The sequence below is a fragment of the Mycobacterium sp. 3-98 genome (assembly GCF_035918355.1).
GTDB classification, from domain to species: Bacteria; Actinomycetota; Actinomycetes; order Mycobacteriales; family Mycobacteriaceae; genus Mycobacterium; species Mycobacterium intracellulare.
In genome coordinates, this window is record NZ_CP142360.1 from 1526599 (window position 1) to 1549586 (window position 22988).

The window sequence follows — 22988 nt, forward strand, 5'->3', positions numbered from 1 at the left end:
GCCGCGCCTAGAGCCGCGAGGTGGACATCGCCTCGCCGAGCTTCTCCGGGATCTCGGGCACCCGCGCGATCGCGTCGAGCAGCGCGTGCGCGCAGGCGTCGGCGAGCTTGTCGGCGTCGGTGGTGGGGTCGATGATCCGTTGCCGGCAGATCTCGAAGGTCAGCGCCAGCCAGCCGTGCAGGATCACCCGCAGATGCCGCTCGACGTCGGGTTCCATGCCCGTGTTCAGCTCGGTGAGCAGCTGGTTGATCCGGGACATGATGTGTTCCATCTGGCGGTTCTTGGCGTCGTCCTCGACGCCCAGCAGCACCGGGTCGGACCGGCCCAGCCCGACGTACGCCGCCCAGGCGGCCTCCGGGTTCTGCTCGTGGTAGGCCATGTAGGCCAGCACGCCGACTCGGATCTCCTCGTACATGGTCAGACCGGTGACGTCGTCCATGTTGGTGTTCTCGTACAGGCGGTCGGCCTCGTCCTTGACCACCGCTGCGAAGAACGCTCGCTTGTCGGGGAAATAGTGGTACATCAGGGCCCGCGACACCCCGGCGCGTTCCGCGATCTCATCGATGCGGACCTCGTCGTAAGGTCGCTTCCCAAAAACCTCTGCCCCTAAAGCGAGCAGCTCAGCGCGCCGATCCTCGGGGGATAGACGCCTTCGGGCTGTCGGCATGTGTCAGATAGTACTCACACGACATGAGACGACCGCCACAATGGATTCACAGGCTTCATCCGAACTCCACGCCCTGGGCCAGCGGCAACTCACCGGAATAATTGACGGTATTGGTACTTTGGCGCATGTAGGCCTTCCACGAGTCCGTGCCGGATTCCCGCCCGCCGCCGGTTTCCTTCTCGCCGCCGAACGCGCCGCCGATCTCGGCGCCCGAGGTGCCGATGTTGACATTGGCGATTCCGCAGTCGGATTCGGCCAGGAACCGTTCGGCCTCGCGCAGGTCCGTGGTGAAGATGGACGACGAAAGCCCCTGTGGCACGGCGTTATTGAGGGCGATCGCGTCGCCCAGCCGGTCGTAGGTCAGCACGTAGAGGATGGGCGCGAAGGTCTCGGTCGCCACGACGGCGGTCTGAGCGGGCATGCGCACCACGGCCGGCGCGACGTAGTAGGCGCTCGGCTGCTCGCGACCCTGCGGGTGCCTGCGGTCGCCGTCGATGACCTCGCCGCCGTCGGCGCGCGCGGATTCCAGCGCCCCCACCATGTCGCGGTAGGCGGTCTCGTGGATCAGCGGCCCGACGAGCGTGCCCGGTGCGGACGGGTCGCCGATGGGCAGTCGCCGGAAGGCGGACACGACGCGGTCCACCACCTCGTCGGCCACCGATTCGTGGACGATGAGCCGGCGCAGGCTGGTGCAGCGCTGGCCGGCGGTGCCGGCGGCGGCGAACACCACGGCGCGCACCGCGAGGTCCAGGTCGGCCGACGGGGTCACGATGGCGGCGTTGTTGCCGCCCAGCTCCAGCAGCACCCGGCCGAACCGCGCGGCGACGCGGGGGCCCACCTCGCGGCCCATCCGCACCGAACCGGTCGCGGACACCAGCGCGACCCGGGGGTCGTCGACCAGCAGCCCGCCGAGGTCGCGGTCGCCGAGCACCAGGGAGCTCACCGCGGGCGGGGCGCCGACGTCGGCCGCGGCGCGGGCGATCAGCGCCTGGGTGGCCAGCGCCGTCAACGGCGTCAGCTCCGAGGGCTTCCACACCACGGGGTCCCCGCACACCAGGGCCAGCGCGGCGTTCCACGCCCACACGGCGACCGGGAAGTTGAACGCGGTGATCACCCCGACCACGCCGAGCGGGTGCCAGGTCTCCAGCAGCCGGTGCCCGGGCCGTTCCGACGCGATGGTGCGCCCGTACAGCTGGCGCGACAGGCCGACGGCGAACTGGCAGACGTCGATCATCTCCTGCACCTCGCCGGCCGCCTCGGAGGTGATCTTGCCGACCTCGACGGTCACCAGGGTGGCCAGTTCGCGCTTGTGTTCGGTCAGCAACTCGGCCAGCCGCGCCACCAGCGCGCCGCGCACCGGCGCGGGCGTGGTTCGCCACACCGAAAACGCTTGGGCCGCTTCGGCGATCGCCCGCTCGGCGCGCTCGGGCGTGGTGGGGGCGACGGTGAAGAGCACCTCGCCGGTGATCGGCGTGCTGGCCGGCAGCCCATGAGCGTCCGGCTCGCCGAGGCTCGCGGTGACGCCGATCGCGTCGAATGCCCCCAGCACCCGGGCGCGTAACTGTTCGGTGGTCATCTGCAGGCCTCCTCGTAGAGCGCGTAGGGGTCGGCGATGTCGCGGCCGATCGCCCCGGCCAGGCACTGCGCGTCGTAGCCGGATTCGTCTGGCGCGTCGGCGGTTTCGGCGTCGCTGTCCAGGTTCGACCGGAAGATGCCCGCCGCCGACGCCGGCAGGAAGTCCTCGTAGACGATCGGCGCCGACGGGTCACCGCCGCGGTAGTAGCCCAGCCCCTCGGCGGCCATCTGCTCGTCGGTGGGCGGAAAGTGCTCCGCCCACACCGCGGCCGGGTCGGCGGCGCTCATCGCGGCGTCGTAGCGCGCGCGGCCCTTCGGGGTCAGCGCGACACCGCGGGCCTCCACCTCGCCGAAGCGCACCCGCAGCGCCCCCTCGGTGATCCGGCCGTCGGCGCCGCGGAACCGGCGGGGTTCGGCCAGGGCGCGAAAAGAGGTCTGGCGCAACAGAACCGCCGGCCCGTCGGTGCGCGGCGGCCCCTGGATGGCGTCGATCATCGTGATGCCCCGCCCGGTCATCCGCCGGTACAGATCGTCGATGTCGAGGACGCGCGGCGTCAGGTGGTTGAGGTGGGTGGAGCCGACGCCGGCGATGTCGGCGGCCACCGCGGACACCCGCGACAACTCGTCGTACCAGGACTTGTCGATGGGCTCGGCCGACAAGGCGAACGCCGCCACCGCCGCCGCGACGAACTCGTGCGCGCAGTCGCGGGCGCAGCCGCCGTCGGCGGCGATGGTGCGCGCGCCGGCGAGCAACGCGGGATCGAACAGCCGGCGGCGCGCCAGGAAGGCCTCGACGCGGCGGCGCAGGTCATGGTCGAAGAAGCGCGCGTCGCGCGTGGCCAGCATCGAGGTGAACACTCGAAAAGGGTTGAGCGACAGCTCGTTTGCATCGACCGGCCGGAAGGCGGTCGACACCACCGGGACGGGGGAGGCCGCGCAGCGCAGGTCGTAATAGCCGACCGGGAGCATGCCGAACGCGGCGAACAGGTCGGCGACCGCGGCCAATTCGGCCGGGCTGCCGACACGGATGGCGCCGTGCCGCTCGGCGGTGACGCGCCGCAGCGAGCCGAACCGTTCGGCGTCGGGCTGGCGCGCCACGACATCGGCGTTGACCTGCTCGCTCACCGCGACCAGGGTGCCGTAGGCGGGCACCTCGGCGGCGTACATCGCCGAGAGGCCCGCCGCGAACAACGCGCGAAGCTGCCACGTCGGCAGCCATTTCGCGCGGGTCACGGCGCGCCGTTCCTGCGATAGTCTCCGGCCATGAGTGAGACGCTCGACGATGTCGACCGGATCCTGGTGCGCGAACTGGTCGCCGACGGGCGCGCGACGCTGGCGGAGCTGGCGGCCAGCGCCCGGCTGTCGGTGTCGGCGGTCCAGTCGAGGGTGCGCCGCCTCGAGGCCCGCGGCGTGATCGCCGGATACTCGGCGCGCGTCGACCCGGAGGCCGTCGGGCACCTGCTGTCGGCGTTCGTGGCCATCACTCCTCTGGATCCCTCTCAACCCGATGATGCGCCCGCCCGCCTCGAGCACATCGAGGAAATCGAATCGTGTCACTCGGTGGCCGGCGAAGAAAGCTACGTCCTGCTGGTGCGCGTCGCGTCCGCCCGGGCGCTCGAGGACCTGCTGCAGCGGATCCGGACGGCCGCGAACGTCAAGACCCGCAGCACCATCATCCTGAATACTTTTTACGCGGATAGGCAGCATATTCCATAAATTATCCTGGCACAGCGCCATAATAGTGTAAAAATCCGGCGTCTTGCCCGTAGCATGGGCGTCATGACGGCCGCCCTGGAACGTTTCGCCCGCGCCGGTCGCCGCCCGGACGCCGACCGCGATCCCGGCCGCGTCCATGAGGTGCTGGCGCGCAGCATGCTGATCGACGGCTTCGACTTCGTCCTGGATCTGGACCGCTCGCGCGGCTCCTACCTCTATGACGCCCGCGACGGCCGGCGCTACCTCGACATGTTCTCGTTCTTCGCCTCCTCGGCTTTGGGCATGAACCACCCGGCGCTGGCCGGCGACGACGCATTCCGGGCGGAGCTCGTCGCCGCCGCGCTGAACAAGCCCAGCAATTCCGACGTGTACTCGGTGGCGATGGCCCGTTTCGTCGAGACGTTCGCCCGGGTGCTGGGCGACCCGGCGCTGCCGCACCTGTTCTTCGTCGACGGCGGGGCGCTCGCGGTGGAGAACGCGCTCAAGGTGGCGTTCGACTGGAAGAGCCGGTTCAACGAGGCGCGCGGCCTCGACCCCGCGCTGGGCACCCGGGTGCTGCACCTGCGCGGCGCCTTCCACGGCCGCAGCGGCTACACGCTGTCGCTGACCAACACCAACCCGGTCACCGTGGATCGCTTCCCCACGTTCGACTGGCCGCGCATCGACGCCCCCTATATCCGGCCGGGGGCCGACGTGGCCGCGCTCGAGGCCGCGTCGCTGGCCCAGGCCCGCGCGGCCTTCGAGGCCCACCCGCACGACATCGCCTGCTTTGTGGCCGAACCGATCCAGGGCGAAGGCGGGGACCGCCACTTCCGGCCGGAGTTCTTCGCCGCCATGCGCGAGCTGTGCGACCGGCACGATGCGCTGCTGATCTTCGACGAGGTTCAGACCGGTTGCGGCCTGACCGGAACCGCTTGGGCCTACCGGCAATTCGGCGTGCAACCCGACGTGGTCGCATTCGGCAAGAAGACCCAGGTGTGCGGCATCATGGCGGGCCGCCGCGTCGACGAGGTCGCCGACAACGTGTTCGCGGTGCCGTCCCGGCTGAACTCCACGTGGGGCGGCAACCTGGCCGACATGGTGCGCGCCCGCCGCATCCTGGAGGTGATCGAGGCCGACGAACTCTTCGATCACGCCGCCGCCCAGGGCGCCTACCTGCTGGGCTGCCTCGAGCAACTCGCCGCCGAGTTCCCCGGCGTCGTCCTCGAGCCCCGCGGCCGCGGGCTGATGTGCGCGTTCAGCCTGCCGAGCGCCGCCGACCGCGACGAGCTGATCCGCCGGCTGTGGCGGCGCGCGGTGATCGTGCTGCCCTCGGGCCGCGACGGCGTCCGGTTCCGCCCGGCGCTGACCGTCACGCGCGCCGAGATCGACGCCGCGATGCGGGCCATTCGCGGCGCCCTGACCGACCGGCCCTGACGGCCTGACCAGATCCCCGGGCCGTTTGCCCCGGTTTGTCCGGGGGTATTTATTAGACCCGCCGCCGGGGGGCGTAGCCGCGAGGGTTGTAACCAAAACGACGCGGCTAGCGATGAACGTAGGCGGGGCCGAATCCGGGGAGGTGAGGACGATGCAGAAAGCAGGCCAGCGACCAGGCGGTGACCGCCTGGGACAGGAAGACCGCGAGGTGCTCGCCGCCGTCCGGTTCGCCGCCGCGGCGACGGCCGCCGCCGTCGGCTTCCTGCTGATCGCCGCGGTGTGGGTGAGCACGTGTCCGGCCGGGGGCGTCGACACGGTGGCCTGCGGCCCGCCGCAGCGCACCCTGCTGGCGATCGGCGGTCCGATGATCGCGCTGGCCGGCGGGATCTGGGCGTTCGTGCGCACGTACCGCGTGTGGAAGGCCCGCGGAACCTGGTGGGGATGGCAGGGCGCCGGGTGGTTCCTGCTGACCGTCATGGCGCTCATGGTCGCCATGGGCGTCGCCCCGATCGCCGGTCCGGTGCTGGCTCTTTAGGTTTGCCTCCCCGCGATCTAACGTTGATGGTGCGCTGAGGAGCAGGGAGCAGCCATGGGAGACACCTATCACGACCCCGTCGACCATCTCAGGACCACGCGGCCGCTCGCCGGCGAGTCGCTGATCGACGTCCTGCACTGGCCGGGGTACCTGTTGGTGGTCGCGGGGGTGATCGGCACCTGCGGGAGCCTGGCGGCCTTCGCGACCGGACACCACCATGAGGGCATGACTGCGGGCGTCACCGCCGTCATCGCCGCGGTGCTGGGTCTGATCTGGCTGGGCTTGGAGCACCGGCGGATACGCAGGCTCGCGGATCGCTGGTACTCCGAACATCCCGAGGTGCTGCGGCAAAGGCCCGCCAGCTAGGGGGCCGTCCGCGCATGCGGCGCCCCGCTTTTCCCGGGGTGACCTGCCACGACGTCGCCCGCGGTCAGATCCTGCCGGAAACCCGAATCCGAGATTACGGGCGCCGTCGAGTGGGTATCAGGTGTGCACCATGATGAGTGCCGAAACGGTTGCGTTTGCTTGGACAAAAATGGCGTCACCCCATCATGGGGGACAGAATCACGAACACATCGACATACATGCCCACTGCGACCACCAGCAAGACGATCAGCGTGACCCCGGCGATTACTGCGACGCGCCTGAGCCGGCGCGTCCGGTCTGTATCGGTCGCGTCAGGCCCGTCCATGGCGGGCCGGATACCCGGCGGCGATCATGACTGACCGGCTCGAACGCACGGTCCACGGCGGGCTGCGGAGCAGTAGTAGTGTCAGTCAAACCATGCCGGGAGACCATATGAACGATGCTGGATCGCACGCTAACAAGCGTCCGCGCGGCCATCGCGCCGTCGAACTTCACGTCGCAGCGCGGCTGGAGAACCTCGCGATGCTGCGCACCCTGGTCGGCGCGATCGGCACCTTCGAGGACCTGGATTTCGATGCGGTGGCGGACCTGCGACTCGCGGTCGATGAGGTGTGCACCCGGTTGATTCGCTCGGCCACTCCCGACGCGACGCTGAGCGTCGTGGTCGATCCGCAGGACGACCAATTGGTGGTGGAGGCTTCCGCGGCATGCGACACCCACGATGTGGTGTCGCCCGGCAGCTTCAGTTGGCATGTGCTGACGTCGTTGGCCGACGACGTGCAGACTTTTCACGATGGTCGCGAACCCAATGAAACCGGCAGTGTTTTCGGCATCACACTGACGGCGCGACGGGCGGCCTCCAGCAGGTGACACCGCGAGCTGCCGGCGGTTCGGTCTCGCGTCCGAACGAGTACGCCGATGTTCCGGACATGTTCCGTGAGTTGGCCTCCGTCGCGGCCGATTCCATGGAACTTCAGCGCCAACGGGACAAGATCGTCGAGCGCTGCCTTCCGCTGGCCGACCACATCGCGCGCCGCTTCGAGGGCCGCGGCGAGCCGCGCGACGACCTGGTCCAGGTGGCGCGCGTCGGGCTGGTCAACGCGGTGGTGCGTTTCGACGTCGACGCCGGCTCCGACTTCGTTTCGTTCGCGGTGCCCACGATCATGGGCGAGGTCCGCCGCCACTTCCGCGACAACAGCTGGTCGGTCAAGGTGCCACGGCGCCTCAAGGAACTGCACTTGCGGCTCGGCACCGCCACCGCCGATCTGTCCCAACGGCTGGGCCGTGCGCCCACCGCGACCGAACTCGCCGCCGAGCTCGAGATGGACCGCGAAGAGGTGGTCGAGGGCCTGGTAGCCGGCAGCTCCTACAACACCTTGTCGATCGACAGTGGGGGCGGGGGCGAGGAAGAGGAAGCTCGCGCGATCGCCGACACCCTCGGCGACGTGGACACCGGCCTGGACCGCATCGAGGACCAGGAATCGTTGCGCCCGTTGCTCGAGGCCCTGCCCGAGCGGGAACGAACGGTGTTGGTGCTGCGGTTCTTCGAGTCGATGACGCAGACGCAGATCGCCGAGCGGGTCGGCATCTCACAGATGCACGTCTCGCGCCTACTGGCGAAATCGCTAACGCGGCTGCGGGACCAATTGCAATAGCGGCCGGGGGTTTTCGCCCTCATCGACCCGCAGCGGCTCGAGCAGCGGCTCGGCCTTCGGCGTCGTCACCGGGAGCGTGCCGTCCGGATCGCAGACGCGCAGCAACCTCGACACCGCCGGGCTCGGCGCCATGGCCCACGGCACCTGCGCGGCCGAGCACACCACGTTGATCCGGTGCAGGGTCGAAAAGCCCGCGGTGCCAATGAACTTCAGGCCGCGCAGGTCGAGGATCACCCGCCGGGAGCGGTTGACGCTCTGTTGGACGTACGCGGCGAGCTGATCCGCATTGGCCGCGTCGAGCTCACCGTCGACCGTGATCAGGGTGCCCGTCGGGCCCCACCGGGCGGTGAACTGCGCCGTGCGGCTTTGTTGCCACGATTGCGCCACAGACATTGCTGACTCCATCCGTGCGGAGGATTCCTGCTGTGGAATACGTCAGCCGACTGCAAAAAGTTCGCAGAAGCAGGGAGTTTCGCCTATCCCCACGCCAACAACGTACCCCGGGCGGCGGCTGTGAACTCAACCTTGCCCGCCACCCTACTCGTGGTGGCCAGGGGCGACAACGCTCCCGGTGATCCCGTTGAAGTCCGTCGGGCCGCTACTTGATCTCGGCCAGCACCGTGCCCTGCGTGATGGCCGCGCCGGGCTCGACCGCGAGCCCGGTGATGACGCCGTCCTTGTGCGCGGTGACCGGGTTCTCCATCTTCATCGCCTCGAGGACCACCACCAGGTCGCCGGCGGCAACCTCCTGGCCCTCCTCGACGGCGACCTTGACCACGGTGCCCTGCATGGGCGCGGTGACCGCGTCGCCGGAGGCGGCCGCACCGGCGTGCGCCCCCCGCTTACGGGCCTTGGGCTTCTTGCGGATGACACCCGCCTCGCCGCCGCCGGAGCCCCCGCCCGACAGCGCCAGGTCACCGGGCAGCGACACCTCGAGCCGGCGGCCGCCGACCTCCACGACGACCTTCTGGCGGGGCCGGGCGTCGGCTTCGTCGTCCAGGGGCTCGCCGGCGGTGAACGGTTCGATGGTGTTGTCCCACTCGGTCTCGATCCAGCGCGTGTGGACCGAGAAGCTCTCGCCGTCACCGATGAACGCCGGGTCACTCACGACGGCGCGGTGGAACGGGATGACCGTGGCGAGCCCCTCGACGTGGAATTCGTCCAGGGCGCGACGGGAGCGGGCCAGCGCCTCCTCGCGGGTGGCGCCGTACACGATCAGCTTGGACAGCATGGAGTCGAACTGCCCGCCGATGACCGAACCGGCCTCGACGCCCGAATCCAGCCGGACGCCGGGCCCGGTCGGGATGTCGTAGCGGGTGACCGGGCCGGGCGCCGGCAGGAAGCCTCGCCCGGCGTCCTCGCCGTTGATCCGGAACTCGATGGCGTGCCCGCGCGGGGTGGGGTCCTCGGTGAGGTCCAGCTTCTCGCCGTTGGCGATCTTGAACTGCTGCAGCACCAGGTCGATGCCGGCGGTCTCCTCGGTGACCGGGTGCTCGACCTGCAGGCGCGTGTTGACCTCCAGGAAGGAGATCAGGCCGTCCTGGCCGACCAGGTATTCGACGGTCCCGGCGCCGTAGTAGTGGGCCTCCTTGCAGATCCGCTTGGCCGACTCGTGGATCTCCTTGCGCTGCGCGTCGGTCAGGAACGGCGCGGGCGCCTCCTCCACCAGCTTCTGGAACCGGCGCTGCAGCGAGCAGTCGCGGGTGCCGGCGACGATGACGTTGCCGTGCTGGTCGGCGATCACCTGCGCCTCCACGTGGCGCGGCTTGTCCAGGTAGCGCTCGACGAAGCACTCGCCGCGGCCGAACGCCGCGACGGCCTCACGCACGGCCGACTCGTAGAGGTGCGGGATCTCCTCGATGGTGCGGGCCACCTTCATGCCGCGGCCGCCGCCGCCGAAGGCGGCCTTGATCGCGATCGGCACGCCGTACTCCTTGGCGAATGCCACCACCTCGTCGGCGTCCTTGACGGGGTCGGGGGTGCCGGGCACCAGCGGCGCCTGGGCGCGGGCGGCGATGTGGCGGGCGGTGACCTTGTCACCGAGGTCGCGGATGGACTGCGGGCTGGGGCCGATCCAGATCAGGCCCGCGTCGAGCACAGCCTGAGCGAAATCGGCGTTCTCCGAGAGGAATCCGTAGCCGGGGTGCACGGCGTTGGCGCCGGACTTGGCCGCCGCGTCGAGGAGCTTGCCGAAGTCCAGGTAGGACTCCGCGGACGTCTGACCGCCCAACGCGAACGCCTCGTCGGCCAGCCGCACGTGCGGCGCGTCGGCGTCGGGTTCGGCGTACACCGCCACGCTGGACAGGCCCGCGTCGCGGGCCGCGCGGATCACCCGGACAGCGATCTCGCCGCGGTTGGCGACGAGGACTTTGGAGATCCTCGAGCTGGCGTGACTGGCCACAGCGCCTCCTGTATGGCATCGGTCGCAGACGTATTTCTGCGGGGCTTCTCTAAGAGAATTTCTTACAACGAGTTCTCGGGAAGTCTAAGCGCCGCGCCGTTGGGCCGACGAGGCGGTCCGGGTTTATCCGGTCGACTCGCGCAGCCTGCGCTTGATGCGCGCGAGCATCGCCGACAGGCCGCGCAACCGCAGCGGGCTGATCAGCGCGGCCAACCCGAGGTCGTCGTAGAAATCCTCGGGCACCGCCAGGATTTCGGCGGCGGGCTGCTCATCCAGGCCGGTGGCCAGGATCGACGCGAAACCCCGGGTGGTCGGCGATTCGGCGGGCGCGCTGAAGTGCAACCGCACCCGGTTCGGGTCGCTGGCGTCGACGTGCAGAAACAGCGGCGTCTGGCACTCGGGCACCGGCTCCATGGCCCGCTCTTCGAGCTCGGGCGGCAGGTCCGGCAGCTCGTCGGCGAATTCCAGCAGCAGCTTCAGCTTGTCCTGGCCCTCGACCTCGGCGAAGTCGGAGACCACCTCGGCCAGCGGCGCGGGCATGCTCATGACGAACCCATCAAACGGAGACGGGCCCCGGTGCCGGTCCCGGTTCGGGGCCCGCGACGATCGGGGTGCGCACGGTGTTGCCCCACTCGGTCCACGACCCGTCGTAATTGCGCACGCCGGGCTTGCCCAGCAGGTGCGTCAGGACGAACCACGTGTGGCTGGACCGTTCGCCGATGCGGCAGTACACGACGGTCTTGTCGTCGGGCTCGAGGAAGCCGTAGAGCTCCTCGAGTTCCTCGCGGCTGCGGAAGCGGCCGCTCTCGTCGACCGCCTTGGCCCACGGGATCGACCGGGCGGTGGGGATGTGGCCGCCGCGCAGCACGCCCTCCTCGGGGTACTCGGGCATGTGCGTGCGTTTGCCGGTGTACTCGTCGGGCGAGCGCACGTCGATCAGCGGCTGGCTGCCGAGGATCCCCAGCACGTCGTCCTTGAAGGCGCGGATGGGCTCGTCGTTGCGCGTGACGACGGGGTAGCCGGTGGACGTCTTGGTGGGGACGTCCAGCGTGGTCTCCCGGCGTTCGGCCAGCCACAGGTCGCGGCCGCCGTTGAGCAGGCGCACGTCCGGGTGACCGAACAACGTGAACACCCACAGCGCATAGGCGGCCCACCAGTTGCTCTTGTCGCCGTAGATCACCACGGTGTCGTCGCGGGCAATGCCCTTGCGGTCCATCAACTCCGCGAACTGCGCACCGTCGATGTAGTCGCGGACCCGCGGGTCGTTGAGATCGGTGTGCCAGTCGACTTTCACCGCACCGGGGATGTGGCCCACGTCGTAGAGCAGCACGTCCTCATCGGACTCGACGATCACCAGGCCGGGGGTGCCCAGGTGGGCCGACAGCCAGTCGGCCGTGACCAGTCGCTCGGGGTGGGCGTAGTTCGACAGTGTCGGGCTTGGATCGGGGGGTAATGCCACGCTGCCGAGCCTACTCATCCCGGGATTTCGTCACCAACGTCGACTAGTTGCCGCGGTTGGAGCGGGATCGGCCCCACAAGTCGGCGCTCGGGGTCAATTGCCGGCCCACAGCGCGGCCACCGACAGCCCGGCCCGCCCCAGCAGGCGCCGCAGCAGCGGCAGGCTCACGCCGATCACGTTCGACGGGTCGCCGTCGATGCCGTCGACGAACCAGCCGCCCAGGCCGTCGAGGGTGAAGCCGCCCGCCACGTGCCACGGTTCGCCGCCGGCCACATAGGCGCGCAGATCGGCATCCGTCGGTTCGGCGAAATGGACTGTGGTGCAAGCTGATTCGACCTCGCAATGGGTGATCGCGCCGTCGGACATCCGCAGCAGGCAGTGCCCGGTGTGCAGCCCGCCGGAGCGCCCGCCCATGCGGCGCCACTGGCTCGCCGCGGCGTCGGCCGACCCGGGCTTGCCGCACAGCCGGCCGTCGAGGGAAAGCATCGAATCACAGCCAAGGACAACGCAATCGGCCGCGACGGCGCCGTCCAGCCCGCCGGCGACCTGTTCGGCCTTGGCCCTGGCCAGGGCGCACACCACGTCGGGCGGCTCCGCGCCGGGTCCCAGCGCGGCCGCGACCGCGTCCTCGTCGACGCCGGACACCACGACCAGCGGGTCGACGCCGGCCTGACGCAACACCTTGAGCCGGCCGGCCGAGGCCGACGCCAGCACCAGGCGGGTCAATGCCTCATGTGCGTCATTTGCTGGAACGTGAGCCGCTGGTAGTTCGACATCGCGAACCGCAGCCGGTCGACCGGCAGGCCCCAGCGGGTCTCCTCGGGCTGTTCGGGCTCGGGCGCACCGCCGACGCAGCCCAGCACCGCGACCAGCGCGGCCACCTCCTCGACGGTGGGTTCGCCCTTGAGGATCTGGATGTGCGGCTCATGCGCCTCGGGCGCGGCTTCGGTTGCCGCAGAACCGTTTTCGTCACTCACAGCGGCCGAATTGTTCGTCTCGTTCCCGTCGCTCACTCGACTCACAGCGGAATGTTCCCGTGCTTCTTGGGGGGCAGGTGGGCGATCTTGCGTTCGAGCAGGCGCAGCGCCGTGCCGATGTAGCCGCGGGTGTGCGAGGGCGGGATCACCGCGTCGACGTATCCGCGCTCGGCGGCGACGTACGGGTTGACCAGGGTGTCCTCGTACTCCTGCTGCAGCTGCAGGCGCAGCGCGTCGACGTCCTTGCCCTCCTTGGCCGCCTCGGAAAGCTGCTTGCGGTAGACGAATCCGACGGCGCCGGAGGCCCCCATCACGGCGATCTGCGCCGACGGCCAGGCGATGTTGACGTCGCAGCCCATGTCCTTGGAGCCCATGACGCAGTAGGCGCCGCCGTAGGCCTTGCGGGTGATGACGGTGATCTTGGGGACGGTGGCCTCGCCGTAGGCGTACAGCAGCTTGGCGCCGCGCCGGATGATGCCGTTGTACTCCTGGCCGGTGCCCGGCAAAAAGCCCGGCACGTCGACCAGCATGATGATCGGGATGTTGAAGCAGTCGCAGGTCCGCACGAAGCGGGCCGCCTTCTCCGAGGCGTTGATGTCCAGGCAGCCGGCGAACTGCGTCGGCTGGTTGGCCACGATCCCGACCGGGCGGCCGTCGATGCGGCCGAACCCGACGACGATGTTCTGCGCGTAACCCCCCTGGACTTCCAGGAATTCGTCGTCGTCGAGGATGCGGGTGATCACCTCGTGCATGTCGTAGGGCTGGTTGGGCGAGTCCGGGATCAGCGTGTCCAGCTCGAGGTCCTCCTCGGTGAGGTTGTCCTCGATGGCGCCGGGCGGGTGCGGCTCGGCGTAGCGGGGCGGGTCGGTCGCGTTGTTGGGCGGCAGGTAGCTCAGCAGGTCGCGGACCCAGTCGAAGGCGTCCTGCTCACCGGAGGCGACGTAGTGCAGCGTGCCCGACTTGGCCATGTGGGTGTGGGCGCCGCCCAGCTCCTCCATGGTGACGTCCTCGCCGGTGACGGTCTTGATGACGTCGGGCCCGGTGATGAACATCTGGCTGGTCTGGTCGACCATGACCACGAAGTCGGTCAGCGCGGGGGAGTAGACGTGCCCACCGGCGGCGGCCCCCATGATCAGCGAGATCTGCGGGATGACGCCGGAGGCCAGGATGTTGTTGCGGAAGATGCGGCTGTAGAGGCCGAGCGAGACGACGCCCTCCTGGATGCGCGCCCCCGCGCCGTCGTTGATGCCGATCAGCGGGCGCCCGGTCTTGATCGCCAGCTCCTGGACCTTGACGATCTTCTCGCCGTACACCTCGCCGAGGCTGCCGCCGAACACCGTGGCGTCCTGGCTGAAGATGCACACGTCGCGGCCGTCGATGGTGCCGTAGCCGGTGATCACGCCGTCGCCGAGCGGGCGGTTGTTCTCCAGGCCGAAGTTCTTGCTCCGGTGCCGGGCCAGCGCGTCGAGCTCGACGAACGAGTCCTCGTCGAGCAGGGCGAGGATGCGCTCGCGGGCGGTCAGCTTGCCCTTGGCGTGCACCTTCTCGACGGCCTCTTCACCCACCGGGTGCAGCGACTCCTCGCGGCGCTTGTGCAGTTCGGCCAGCTTGCCCGCGGTGGTGTGGATGTCGATGGTGTGTTCGGCAGCGGGTTCCGCGGTGTGGTCGGTAACGCTCGTCATGGGAGTCGAGCTTAGCGTGGCTGGTAGCCCGTCCCTTTCATGGGCTTTAAAGGGGTTTGAAGGGCTTTGACGGTAACCTCCGCTGATGAACGCCGATCCGGCGCGCATGTCGCAACTGGGTTCCGATTCCGCCTCTGTGCTGCGGATCATCTCCCACTTCGACCGGCTCCACGAGTCGGCGGCCGACGCCGACACCGTGGTGCGCTGCGCGGCGTTGCTGGCCGAGTGCCCGGTCGGCGCGCGGTGGGCGTCGGGCACCGTGATTCGTTACGACGCGACGGGCGGCCTGGAACCGGGCGGGGATGTGCCGCCGCCGGCACCGGCGGACGAGCCGAGCGTGTGGCTGGAGCGCGACGGTCCCGGGCACGCCCTCGATCCGGTGCTGCTCGATCGGTTGGCCCACACGCTGCGCGCGGTGCCGGCGCGCGCCGGGGCGTCGGGCGAGTTGCACATCGGGGACCCGGCGCTGCTCGAAGTCGTGCTGTCCGGCAAGGAGCGCCGGGAGGATCGGGTGCGGGCGGTCCGCCTGCTCGGGCTGGACGAGAAGCGCAACATCTGCGTGCTGGCGGTGTCGGCGCACTCGCCGCCCGAGGCGCTGCGGATCATCGCCCGCCAGCTTCCGGGCTCGTCGGTGCGCTCGACCGCCATCGGGAACGCGACGGCCGTGCTGTGCCAGGGGCCCATCGACACCCGGGCGCTCTCCGACGGGCTGGAGGGCGCGATCACCACCGCGTTCCCGGGACGGCGCACCGAGGGGGCGAACCGGGGTCCCTGGGTCGGCATCGGTGCCAGCGTCGAAGCGCTGGCCGCGGCCACCTCTTGGCAGCAGGCGCTGGGCGCGCTGCGCTTCGCGTCGTCGACCGGTTACGGCAGGCGCGCCGTGGCCTACGAGCGGCTCAGCGCGCTGGAGCTGTTGGCCGACATCCCCCTGGAACGGGTGCGTCGGCAACGAGATGTGTTGCGGATCGACGAGATTGCCGCGACACCGACGGGTGCGCTCGACGTCGACACCGTGGAGGCCTTCCTCGTATTCGGGTCGCTGCGGCGCACGGCCGCCGAACTGCATCTGCATCACAGCACCGTCGCGGCGCGGCTCGCGCATGTGGGGTCGCAGATGGGGTGGGATCTCAACGATCCGATGGACCGGTTCACGGCCACGCTGGTGCTCATGATCCGGCGGATCGCGCTGTCCTCGACCGAACTCGACGAACCGGAACAGGCCTGACCGACGATCGTCGGGCGGATCGGCGAATACGGGCGACGGCTGGCGGATGACCGCGGGCCGGCGGATTCGTGATGATGACCGCATGGCGATCATCGACCCCAACCGGACCTGGGAACCGCTGGAGAGGCGGTTGGCCCAAACCACCAACGAGCGGCACCGGGCGGTGCTGAGCGTGGTGATCGAACATATGAAGGCCGAGGCCGCACCGGATTTGGAGCGGTTGATGGCGACGCTGAGCCCCGATCCCGCCTACCACTTTTGGCACGGGGCCCAGGATGTGGGCGCGAAAACCACCGACGGGGTGCGCAGCTACTACGTCGACTTCCTGGCGACCCGCACCAACATTCTCGAGTTCGAGGTGCAGCGGCTCGTCGTCGACGACGACTGCCTGGTGACCGAGGGTCTGCTCAAGCAGCTCTACCCGGCGGCGGAGCTGACGCGCATCCTCGGGATGCCGGTCGACGACCCCGACGGGGATTACCTGGTGGTGTTCCGGCAGCTGCTGCTGTGGCCAATCGACAAGAGCGGCAAGATCATTGGTGAGGACTCCTACAACCCCGGTGTGGTCAGCGTGACCAAGCTGTCCCGCGACGAGCTGCCGCAGGAGTACCTGGACCTCGTGCACGCGTCGGCCTGAGATGGCCGCCGACATCGCGACGATGCTCCTCGATCGCCTCGGTGACGAACACGTCGGGCTGCGCACCCGCGACCGCGACTGGACGTGGGACGAGGTGGTCCGCGAATCCGCCGCGCGCGCCGCGCTGGCCCGATCGATGCGCCGTGACGGCCCGTTTCACATCGGGGTGCTGCTGGACAACGTGCCCGACTTCGTCTTCTGGCTCGGCGGCGCGGCGCTGGCGGGGGCGACCGTGGTGGGTATCAACCCGACCCGCGGCGCCGCCGAGCTGGCCGAAGAGATCCGGCACACCGATTGCCAGCTGATCGTCACCGACGCCGCGGGCGCGGAGCGACTGCGCGGGCTCGGCCTGGAACTGGCGGCGGACCGTTTTCTGCAGGTCGACGACCCCGGCTACCGCGAGCGCGTGGACGCCCACCGCGGCCAACCCGACGTCGCGGCCGGGGTCGGCCCGGAGTCGTTGTTCCTGCTGCTGTTCACCTCGGGGACGACGGGCGCGTCGAAGGCGGTCAAATGCAGCCAGGGGCGGCTGGCCTTAATCGCGCACACGGCCACCGAGAAGTTCGGGCATGTCCGCGACGACGTCGACTACTGCTGCATGCCGCTGTTCCACGGCAACGCGATCATGGCGCTGTGGGCGCCGGCGCTGGCCAACGGCGCCACGGTGTGCCTGACGCCGGTGTTCTCGGCGTCCCGGTTCCTGCCCGACGTGCGCTACTTCGGCGCGACGTTCTTCACCTACGTGGGCAAGGCGCTCGCCTATCTGATGGCCACACCCGAGCGGCCCGACGACGCCGACAACGCGCTGGTCCGCGGCTTCGGCACCGAGGCGTCACCGGACGACCAGGCGCAGTTCCGGCGCCGCTTCGGCGCGGAGCTGCTGGAGGGCTACGGCTCGAGCGAGGGTGGCGGCGCCGTCGCGCACGCCCCGGACGCACCGCCGGGGGCGCTGGGCCGGCCGGCCCACCCCGGTGTCGCGGTGGTCGATCCGCAGACGCTGACCGACTGCCCGCCCGCGCTCCTCGACGAGCACAGCCGGGTGCTCAACCCCGACGAGGCCGTGGGCGAAATCGTCGACAAGGCCGGCACCCGGACGTTCGAGGGCTACTACAAAAACGACGACGCCGACGCCGAGCGGATCCGCAACGGCTGGTATTGGACCGGCGACCTCGGGTACCGGGACGAGGCGGGGTTCCTGTACTTCGCCGGCCGCCGCGGCGACTGGATCCGGGTCGACGGCGAGAACACGTCCGCGCTGACCATCGAGCGCGTGCTGCGCCGGCACCCGGACGTGGTGGCGGCCGGGGTCTACGCGGTGCCCGATCCGCGCTCGGGCGATCAGGTGATGGCGGCCCTCGAGGTGGCCGATCCCGAGAGTTTCGACGCCGCCGGGTTCGCCGCCTACCTGTCCGCCCAGCAAGATTTGGGCAGCAAGGGCGCTCCCCGGTTCCTGCGGCTGTCGACGAGCCTGCCCGTCACCGGCTCCAACAAGGTGCTCAAGCGCGTGCTGCAACGACAGCGCTGGCATACCGACGAACCGGTGTATCGGTGGGCCGGGCGGGGAGCGCCCGCGTACCACCGGATGAGCGCCGACGAAAAGCGCTCGCTCGACGCGGAATTCGCGTCGCACGGCCGGCAGCGCTACCTGTGAACGCGGCGAGGTAGTCTCCGCTGATGGACGCCCGCCTCTTGGGACCCGCGGACTGGACGGCCGAATGCGACGTACTGGTCGCGGGATCGGGCGGCGGCGGCGTGACCGGCGCGTACACCGCGGCGCGCGAAGGCCTCAACGTGCTCCTGGTCGAGGCCACCGCGAAATTCGGTGGCACCACGGCGTATTCCGGCGGTGGCGGCGTGTGGTTCCCGTGCAATCCGGTGCTGCTGCGCGCCGGCACCGACGACACCATCGAGGACGCGCTCACCTACTACCGCGCCGTGGTCGGCGATCGCACCCCGCGCGAGCTGCAGGAAACCTACGTCCGCTGCGGCGCGCCGCTGATCGAGTACCTGGAGGCCGACCCGAACCTGAAGTTCGTGCCGCTGCCGTGGCCCGACTACTACGGCAAGGCGCCCAAGGCGCGCCTCGACGGCCAGCGCCACATCGCGGCCAAGCCGCTGGCGGTGGCCGCCGCCCCCGAGTTCCGCGACGCGATCCGCGGGCCGCTGGACACCGACCGGCTCGGCGCCGAACCGCCGTCGGACTACTACGTCGGGGGCCGCGCGCTGATCGCCCGCTTCCTCAAGGCCATCGGCGAGTACCCGGGCGCGTCGCTGCAGCGCGACACCGCGCTGGTCGACCTCGTGGTAGACGACGGCCGGGTCACCGGCGCGATCGTCGAGACCGGCGGGCAGCGCCGCGCCGTCCGCGCCCGCCGGGGCGTGCTGCTGGCCGCCGGCGGCTTCGAGGGCAACGACGAGCTCCGGCGGAAGTACGGGGTGCCGGGCAGCGCGCGAGACACCATGGGGGGCCCGGGAAGTCGCGGTCTGGCGCTGCAGGCCGGCATCGCCGCGGGCGCGGACACCGACCTGCTGGACCAGGCCTGGTGGTCGCCGGGCATGACCCACCCCGACGGCCGGTCCGCCTTCGCGCTGTGGTTCACCGGCGGCATCTTCGTCAACCAGGACGGCGACCGGTTCGTCAACGAGTCCCGGGCCTACGACCGGGCCGGCCGCGAGATCATCGCGCAACTGCAGGACGGCTCAATCACGTTGCCGTACTGGATGATCTACGACGACTCCGAGGGCGAGGTGCCGCCGGTCAAGGCGGCCAACGTCTCCATCGTCGAGACCGAGAAGTACGTCGCCGCCGGCCTGTGGCACTCCGCGGACACCCTCGAGGAGCTGGCCGCCAAGATCGGGGTGCCGGGCGAGCGGCTGGCGGCAACGGTGAAGCGGTTCAACGGTTTTGCCGCCTCCGGCGTCGACGAGGACTTCGGCCGCGGCGACGAGGCGTTCGATCGCGCGTTCTCGGCGGGCGCCTCGCCGCTGGTGCCCATCGACTCGCCGCCCTATCACGCCGCGGCGTTCGGCATCTCGGACCTGGGCACCAAAGGCGGCCTGCGCACCGACGCCGCGGCGCGGGTGCTCGACACGTCCGGCCACCCGATTCCGGGCCTGTACGCGGCGGGCAACACCATGGCCGCGCCCAGCGGCACCGCGTATCCCGGTGGGGGCAACCCGATCGGAACCAGCATGCTGTTCAGCCACCTGGCCGTCCTGGACATGCGCGACCGTCGGTCCTGAGTTCTAGGCTGGGTCCGGTGACAGACCGAGATCAACTTCGAGCACCACTGGACGCCGCCGCGCTGCGCGCCGAGTTGATCGGCACCGGGCTGGGCTGGCGTCAACTCGACGTCGTCGAGCAGACCGGATCCACCAACGCCGACCTGCTGGCGCGGGCGGCGTCGGGCGACGACGTCGCCGGCGCCGTGCTGATCGCCGAGCACCAGACCGCCGGCCGCGGGCGGCACGGCCGCGGCTGGTCGGCCACCCCACGCGCCCAGATCACCATGTCGGTCGGCGTCAGCGTCGTCGACGTCCCCAGCACCGGGTGGGGCTGGCTGCCGCTGGCCACCGGGGTGGCGGTCGTCGACACCGCCGCGCCGCTGCTGGAGGGGTCCGGGGTCCGGGTGGGGCTCAAATGGCCCAACGACGTGCTGGCCGGGCCGGGCGATTCGCCGGGCAAGCTGGCCGGGATTCTCGCCGAGGTGGCAAAGCCGGTGGTGGTTATCGGCTTGGGGCTCAACGTGACTCAGTCCGCCGAGGAGATCGACGGCCCCGGCGCGACGTCGCTGCTCGATCTCGGCGTGGCCGAACCCGACCGCACGCGGTTGGTGTCGGACCTGCTGCGGGAGCTGGGGCGGCGCATCGTGGCCTGGCGCGCCGCCCGCGGCGCCGACTGGGCGCTGGCCGCCGACTACCGGGCGCGCAGCCTGACCCTCGGCAACCGGGTGCGCGCGCACCTGCCCGGCGGCAAGCAGATCGACGGCACCGCGACCGCCATCGACGACCAGGGCAGGTTGTGCCTGGACAGTGGCGGGCAGACCGCCGTCGTCGCGGCCGGCGATGTGGTGCATTTGCGCTAGTTCGGCCCCGCGCGCGGCTAAGGTCGGCGGGCATGGGCTATCCGGACAATGTGCTGGCCGCCGGCGAGCACGTCATCGTGCATCGGCACCCGCACTGGAAGCGGTTGATCTGGCCGGTGCTGGTTCTCATCGTGGTGACCGGGCTGGCGGCGTTCGGCTCGGGATACCTCAACTCGACGCACTGGGAGCAGCTCGCCAAGAACATCATCCACGGCGTCATCTGGGGGATCTGGCTGGTGATCGTCGGGTGGCTGACGTTGTGGCCCTTCGGAAGCTGGCTGACGACCCATTTCGTGGTGACGAACCGGCGGGTGATGTTCCGGCACGGGGTGTTGACGCGCACCGGGATCGACATCCCGCTGGCCCGGATCAACAGCGTGGAATTCCGCGACCGGATCACCGAGCGAATGTTTCGCACCGGGACGCTGATCATCGAATCGGCGTCACAGGATCCGTTGGAGTTCTACGACATTCCGCGGCTGCGCGAGGTGCACGCGCTGCTGTATCACGAAGTCTTCGACACCCTCGGTTCCGAGGAATCGCCGAGCTGACCCAGGCGGCCGGCCCGATTGCGCCAGGCGCGCAGCAGGGTGACGTTTCCGCCCTCGATCTCGTCTTCGAAGATCTCGGCAATACCGCCGGCGGTGAGGGCGGATTCCAGGGCCTTGTCGGGGGTGCGGGCAAACTGGTCCGGAAATACCCAACGGCGGAACGCCCAGAAGCGGAACGCCATCTGCAGCAGGTTTCCGATGATGTAGGCCGAGATGAAGTCGGCGAGGTTTTCCACCGCCAGCGACACCGTCGGCACGCGCAGTTGCAGCACGTAGCTGGAGAACCACAGCGGCGCCATGGACAGCAGCACCCCCACGCCGCTGAACGCGAAGAACAGCAGGGCCTCGTGGTGGCGCTCGCGGCCGCCGCGGTTGCGGAAGCTCCATTCCCGGTTCAGCACGTAGGACGCGATGACCGCCACGATCCCGGCGATCACCTTCGCGGTGACCGGTTTGGGTTCAAGAATTGTCAGCTTGAGCGTGTAGAAAATCGCCGAGTCGATGACGAACGTGGTGCCGCCGACAATGGCGAATTTGATCAGTTCGTGGTGGCGTAGCAAATAGGGCTGCAAAACCCTTGGCAGACGCGCGATCGTGGCTTCGGCGAAGGACACAACACGTCAGTGTACGGACGGACACAAATTCGACGCAAAATCGTACATAACAATTCAGTGTCAGCGCCGGTCACACGCCTTGGCGGCGGTGTGCGCGGCCGTGACACGATGATGGCCGTGCCGAGTACACGCCCCCCGGGCGCAGCCCCCCTCGAAACGCGCCCCCCGGCCGCCCGAGCCGTTCCCCGGGTCATCCCCGTCGTCGCGATGGTCGGAGGCGGTCAGCTCGCCCGGATGACCCACCAGGCGGCGATCGCCCTGGGGCAGACGCTGCGGGTGCTGGCCACCGACGCCGACGAATCGGCCGCGCTGGTCGCCCCCGACGTGGTGATCGGTTCGCACACCGATCTCGAGGACCTACGCCGGGTGGCCGAGGGTGCCGACGTGCTGACGTTCGACCACGAGCACGTGCCGACCGAACTGCTGGACAAGCTCGTCGCCGAGGGCATCAACGTGGCGCCACCGCCGCAGGCGCTGGTGCACGCGCAGGACAAGCTCGTGATGCGGCGGCGGTTGGAGGCCCTCGGCGTGCCGGTGCCCCGCTACGCCGAGATCCGCAGCGTCGACGAACTCGACGAGTTCGCGCGGGGGATCGCCGGGCCCGTGGTGGTCAAGGCGATCCGCGGCGGTTACGACGGGCGTGGGGTGCGGATGGCCCGCGACCCGGTGCACGCTCGCGAGATCGCGGCCGCCTTCCTGGCCGACGGCGTGCCGGTGATGGCCGAGGAGCAGGTGAACCTGCGCCGCGAGCTCTCCGCGCTGGTGGCCCGGTCGCCGTTCGGGCAGGGGGCGGCGTGGCCGGTCGTCGAGACCGTGCAGCGCGACGGGATCTGCGTGCAGGTGATCGCCCCCGCGCCGGACCTGCCCGGCGACGTCTCCGCCGAGGCGCAGCGGCTGGCGTTGCGGCTCGCCGGCGAACTCGGGGTGGTCGGCGTGCTCGCGGTCGAGCTGTTCGAGACCGGTGACGGGTCGCTGCTCGTCAACGAGCTGGCGATGCGGCCGCACAACTCGGGGCACTGGACCATGGACGGGTCGCGCACCAGCCAGTTCGAGCAGCATCTGCGCGCGGTGCTCGACTACCCGCTCGGCGACACCGACGCGCTGGCGCCGGTGACCGTGATGGCCAACGTGCTGGGCGCCGCGACGCCCCCGCAGATGAGCGTCGACGAGCGGCTGCACCACCTGTTCGCGCGGATGCCCGACGCGCGGGTGCACCTGTACGGCAAGCAGGAGCGCCCGGGCCGCAAGGTCGGCCACATCAACTTCGTCGGCCTGGACCCGGCCCGCGAAAGCGTGGCGAAGCTGCGGGAACGCGCCGACCTGGCGGCACACTGGTTGTCACACGGGCAGTGGACGGACGGATGGGATCCACACGCCGGCGACGATGCGGAGCGCAGTCGATGAGGAGGAGCGGCGCAAATGACCAT

At 70.0% G+C, this 22988-nt stretch carries 25 protein-coding genes; 13 read left to right on the forward strand and 12 right to left on the reverse strand.

Translation table 11 applies throughout. The features are described 5' to 3' along the window. Positions 1 to 7: 7 nt before the first annotated feature. From QGN30_RS07470 to hglS, 3 genes are read right to left on the reverse strand one after another with little or no spacing between them, the layout of a single operon-like run. The gene (locus tag QGN30_RS07470) at positions 8 to 667 is read right to left on the reverse strand and encodes a TetR/AcrR family transcriptional regulator (RefSeq protein ID WP_009953255.1); all 660 of its coding nucleotides are present in this window, start codon (positions 665 to 667) and stop codon (positions 8 to 10) included. Between the two features lie 55 nt (positions 668 to 722). Beyond that, positions 723 to 2243 (reverse strand): L-piperidine-6-carboxylate dehydrogenase, encoded by a 1521-nt coding sequence (gene amaB / locus QGN30_RS07475; RefSeq protein ID WP_009953254.1) that lies wholly within the window; start codon positions 2241 to 2243, stop codon positions 723 to 725. Next, complete coding sequence (gene hglS, locus QGN30_RS07480; protein WP_233042203.1) at positions 2240 to 3475, reverse strand: 2-oxoadipate dioxygenase/decarboxylase; 1236 nt, start codon at positions 3473 to 3475, stop codon at positions 2240 to 2242. The genes amaB and hglS overlap by 4 nt, the downstream gene beginning before the upstream one ends. A 30-nt stretch (positions 3476 to 3505) precedes the next feature. Between hglS and QGN30_RS07485 the strand changes: the two genes are divergently transcribed. From QGN30_RS07485 to usfY, 4 genes are all read left to right on the forward strand, one after another. Next, positions 3506 to 3958 carry an Lrp/AsnC family transcriptional regulator gene (locus tag QGN30_RS07485; protein WP_008259938.1) on the forward strand — a complete coding sequence of 151 codons (453 nt, stop codon included), beginning with the start codon at positions 3506 to 3508 and terminating at the stop codon, positions 3956 to 3958. A 63-nt stretch (positions 3959 to 4021) separates the two neighbouring features. Further along, positions 4022 to 5374, forward strand: coding sequence for an L-lysine 6-transaminase (lat, locus tag QGN30_RS07490; RefSeq protein WP_202349377.1), 1353 nt, complete (start codon positions 4022 to 4024; stop codon positions 5372 to 5374). Positions 5375 to 5525: 151 nt separating this feature from the next. Then, a complete protein-coding gene (locus tag QGN30_RS07495; protein WP_014385698.1) occupies positions 5526 to 5909 on the forward strand; it encodes a hypothetical protein in 384 nt (127 codons plus the stop codon). Positions 5910 to 5963: 54 nt separating this feature from the next. Then, on the forward strand, positions 5964 to 6275 hold the full coding sequence (gene usfY, locus QGN30_RS07500) for a protein UsfY (RefSeq protein ID WP_201358427.1): 312 nt from the start codon (positions 5964 to 5966) through the stop codon (positions 6273 to 6275). A gap of 175 nt (positions 6276 to 6450) precedes the next feature. Here the strand turns inward: usfY and QGN30_RS07505 are convergent, their stop codons facing one another. After that, positions 6451 to 6600: a hypothetical protein gene (locus QGN30_RS07505; RefSeq protein ID WP_248923222.1), complete on the reverse strand. Its 150-nt coding sequence runs from the start codon at positions 6598 to 6600 to the stop codon at positions 6451 to 6453. Positions 6601 to 6707: 107 nt separating this feature from the next. On the opposite strand from QGN30_RS07505, the gene QGN30_RS07510 reads away from it, so the two are divergent. Together QGN30_RS07510 and QGN30_RS07515 are read left to right on the forward strand one after the other, a co-directional pair. Continuing rightward, positions 6708 to 7145 (forward strand): ATP-binding protein, encoded by a 438-nt coding sequence (locus QGN30_RS07510; RefSeq protein ID WP_008259930.1) that lies wholly within the window; start codon positions 6708 to 6710, stop codon positions 7143 to 7145. Further along, positions 7142 to 7930: an RNA polymerase sigma factor SigF gene (locus tag QGN30_RS07515; RefSeq protein WP_008259929.1), complete on the forward strand. Its 789-nt coding sequence runs from the start codon at positions 7142 to 7144 to the stop codon at positions 7928 to 7930. Before QGN30_RS07510 ends, QGN30_RS07515 begins: the two co-directional genes overlap by 4 nt. Here QGN30_RS07515 and QGN30_RS07520 read toward each other — a convergent pair. The 7 genes from QGN30_RS07520 to QGN30_RS07550 form a co-directional block, all read right to left on the reverse strand. Continuing rightward, positions 7901 to 8335 (reverse strand): STAS domain-containing protein, encoded by a 435-nt coding sequence (locus QGN30_RS07520; RefSeq protein ID WP_248923221.1) that lies wholly within the window; start codon positions 8333 to 8335, stop codon positions 7901 to 7903. The genes QGN30_RS07515 and QGN30_RS07520 overlap by 30 nt on opposite strands. 193 nt (positions 8336 to 8528) lie before the next feature. Beyond that, on the reverse strand, positions 8529 to 10331 hold the full coding sequence (locus QGN30_RS07525) for an acetyl/propionyl/methylcrotonyl-CoA carboxylase subunit alpha (RefSeq protein ID WP_009953248.1): 1803 nt from the start codon (positions 10329 to 10331) through the stop codon (positions 8529 to 8531). Positions 10332 to 10454: 123 nt separating this feature from the next. Beyond that, the gene (locus QGN30_RS07530) at positions 10455 to 10877 is read right to left on the reverse strand and encodes a SufE family protein (protein ID WP_009953247.1); all 423 of its coding nucleotides are present in this window, start codon (positions 10875 to 10877) and stop codon (positions 10455 to 10457) included. Positions 10878 to 10887: 10 nt separating this feature from the next. Continuing rightward, on the reverse strand, positions 10888 to 11790 hold the full coding sequence (locus QGN30_RS07535; RefSeq protein ID WP_014380993.1) for a sulfurtransferase: 903 nt from the start codon (positions 11788 to 11790) through the stop codon (positions 10888 to 10890). Between the two features lie 93 nt (positions 11791 to 11883). Then, on the reverse strand, positions 11884 to 12516 hold the full coding sequence (locus QGN30_RS07540; protein WP_202288337.1) for a Maf family protein: 633 nt from the start codon (positions 12514 to 12516) through the stop codon (positions 11884 to 11886). Continuing rightward, the gene (locus tag QGN30_RS07545; protein ID WP_009953244.1) at positions 12513 to 12803 is read right to left on the reverse strand and encodes an acyl-CoA carboxylase subunit epsilon; all 291 of its coding nucleotides are present in this window, start codon (positions 12801 to 12803) and stop codon (positions 12513 to 12515) included. The genes QGN30_RS07540 and QGN30_RS07545 overlap by 4 nt, the downstream gene beginning before the upstream one ends. Before the next feature lie 5 nt (positions 12804 to 12808). Further along, entirely contained in the window at positions 12809 to 14449 is a 1641-nt protein-coding gene (locus tag QGN30_RS07550; protein ID WP_008259921.1) for an acyl-CoA carboxylase subunit beta, read from the reverse strand. Between the two features lie 85 nt (positions 14450 to 14534). Here QGN30_RS07550 and QGN30_RS07555 point away from each other — a divergent pair, with 85 nt between their 5' ends. From QGN30_RS07555 to QGN30_RS07580, 6 genes are read left to right on the forward strand one after another with little or no spacing between them, the layout of a single operon-like run. Beyond that, a complete protein-coding gene (locus QGN30_RS07555; protein WP_202288335.1) occupies positions 14535 to 15674 on the forward strand; it encodes a PucR family transcriptional regulator in 1140 nt (379 codons plus the stop codon). A 46-nt stretch (positions 15675 to 15720) separates the two neighbouring features. Continuing rightward, the gene (locus tag QGN30_RS07560; RefSeq protein WP_202288333.1) at positions 15721 to 16311 is read left to right on the forward strand and encodes a nuclear transport factor 2 family protein; all 591 of its coding nucleotides are present in this window, start codon (positions 15721 to 15723) and stop codon (positions 16309 to 16311) included. Between the two features lies 1 nt (position 16312). Beyond that, positions 16313 to 17962 (forward strand): AMP-binding protein, encoded by a 1650-nt coding sequence (locus QGN30_RS07565; protein ID WP_202288331.1) that lies wholly within the window; start codon positions 16313 to 16315, stop codon positions 17960 to 17962. Positions 17963 to 17985: 23 nt separating this feature from the next. Then, a complete protein-coding gene (locus QGN30_RS07570; RefSeq protein ID WP_248923220.1) occupies positions 17986 to 19554 on the forward strand; it encodes an FAD-binding protein in 1569 nt (522 codons plus the stop codon). Between the two features lie 17 nt (positions 19555 to 19571). Beyond that, complete coding sequence (locus QGN30_RS07575; protein WP_225324389.1) at positions 19572 to 20396, forward strand: biotin--[acetyl-CoA-carboxylase] ligase; 825 nt, start codon at positions 19572 to 19574, stop codon at positions 20394 to 20396. A gap of 32 nt (positions 20397 to 20428) precedes the next feature. Continuing rightward, complete coding sequence (locus QGN30_RS07580; RefSeq protein ID WP_008259908.1) at positions 20429 to 20947, forward strand: PH domain-containing protein; 519 nt, start codon at positions 20429 to 20431, stop codon at positions 20945 to 20947. Here the strand turns inward: QGN30_RS07580 and QGN30_RS07585 are convergent. Then, the gene (locus QGN30_RS07585; protein ID WP_008259906.1) at positions 20902 to 21561 is read right to left on the reverse strand and encodes a GtrA family protein; all 660 of its coding nucleotides are present in this window, start codon (positions 21559 to 21561) and stop codon (positions 20902 to 20904) included. The genes QGN30_RS07580 and QGN30_RS07585 overlap by 46 nt on opposite strands. A gap of 108 nt (positions 21562 to 21669) precedes the next feature. Here QGN30_RS07585 and QGN30_RS07590 point away from each other — a divergent pair, with 108 nt between their 5' ends. Then, positions 21670 to 22965, forward strand: coding sequence for a 5-(carboxyamino)imidazole ribonucleotide synthase (locus QGN30_RS07590; protein WP_376713499.1), 1296 nt, complete (start codon positions 21670 to 21672; stop codon positions 22963 to 22965). Positions 22966 to 22988 lie beyond the last annotated feature (23 nt).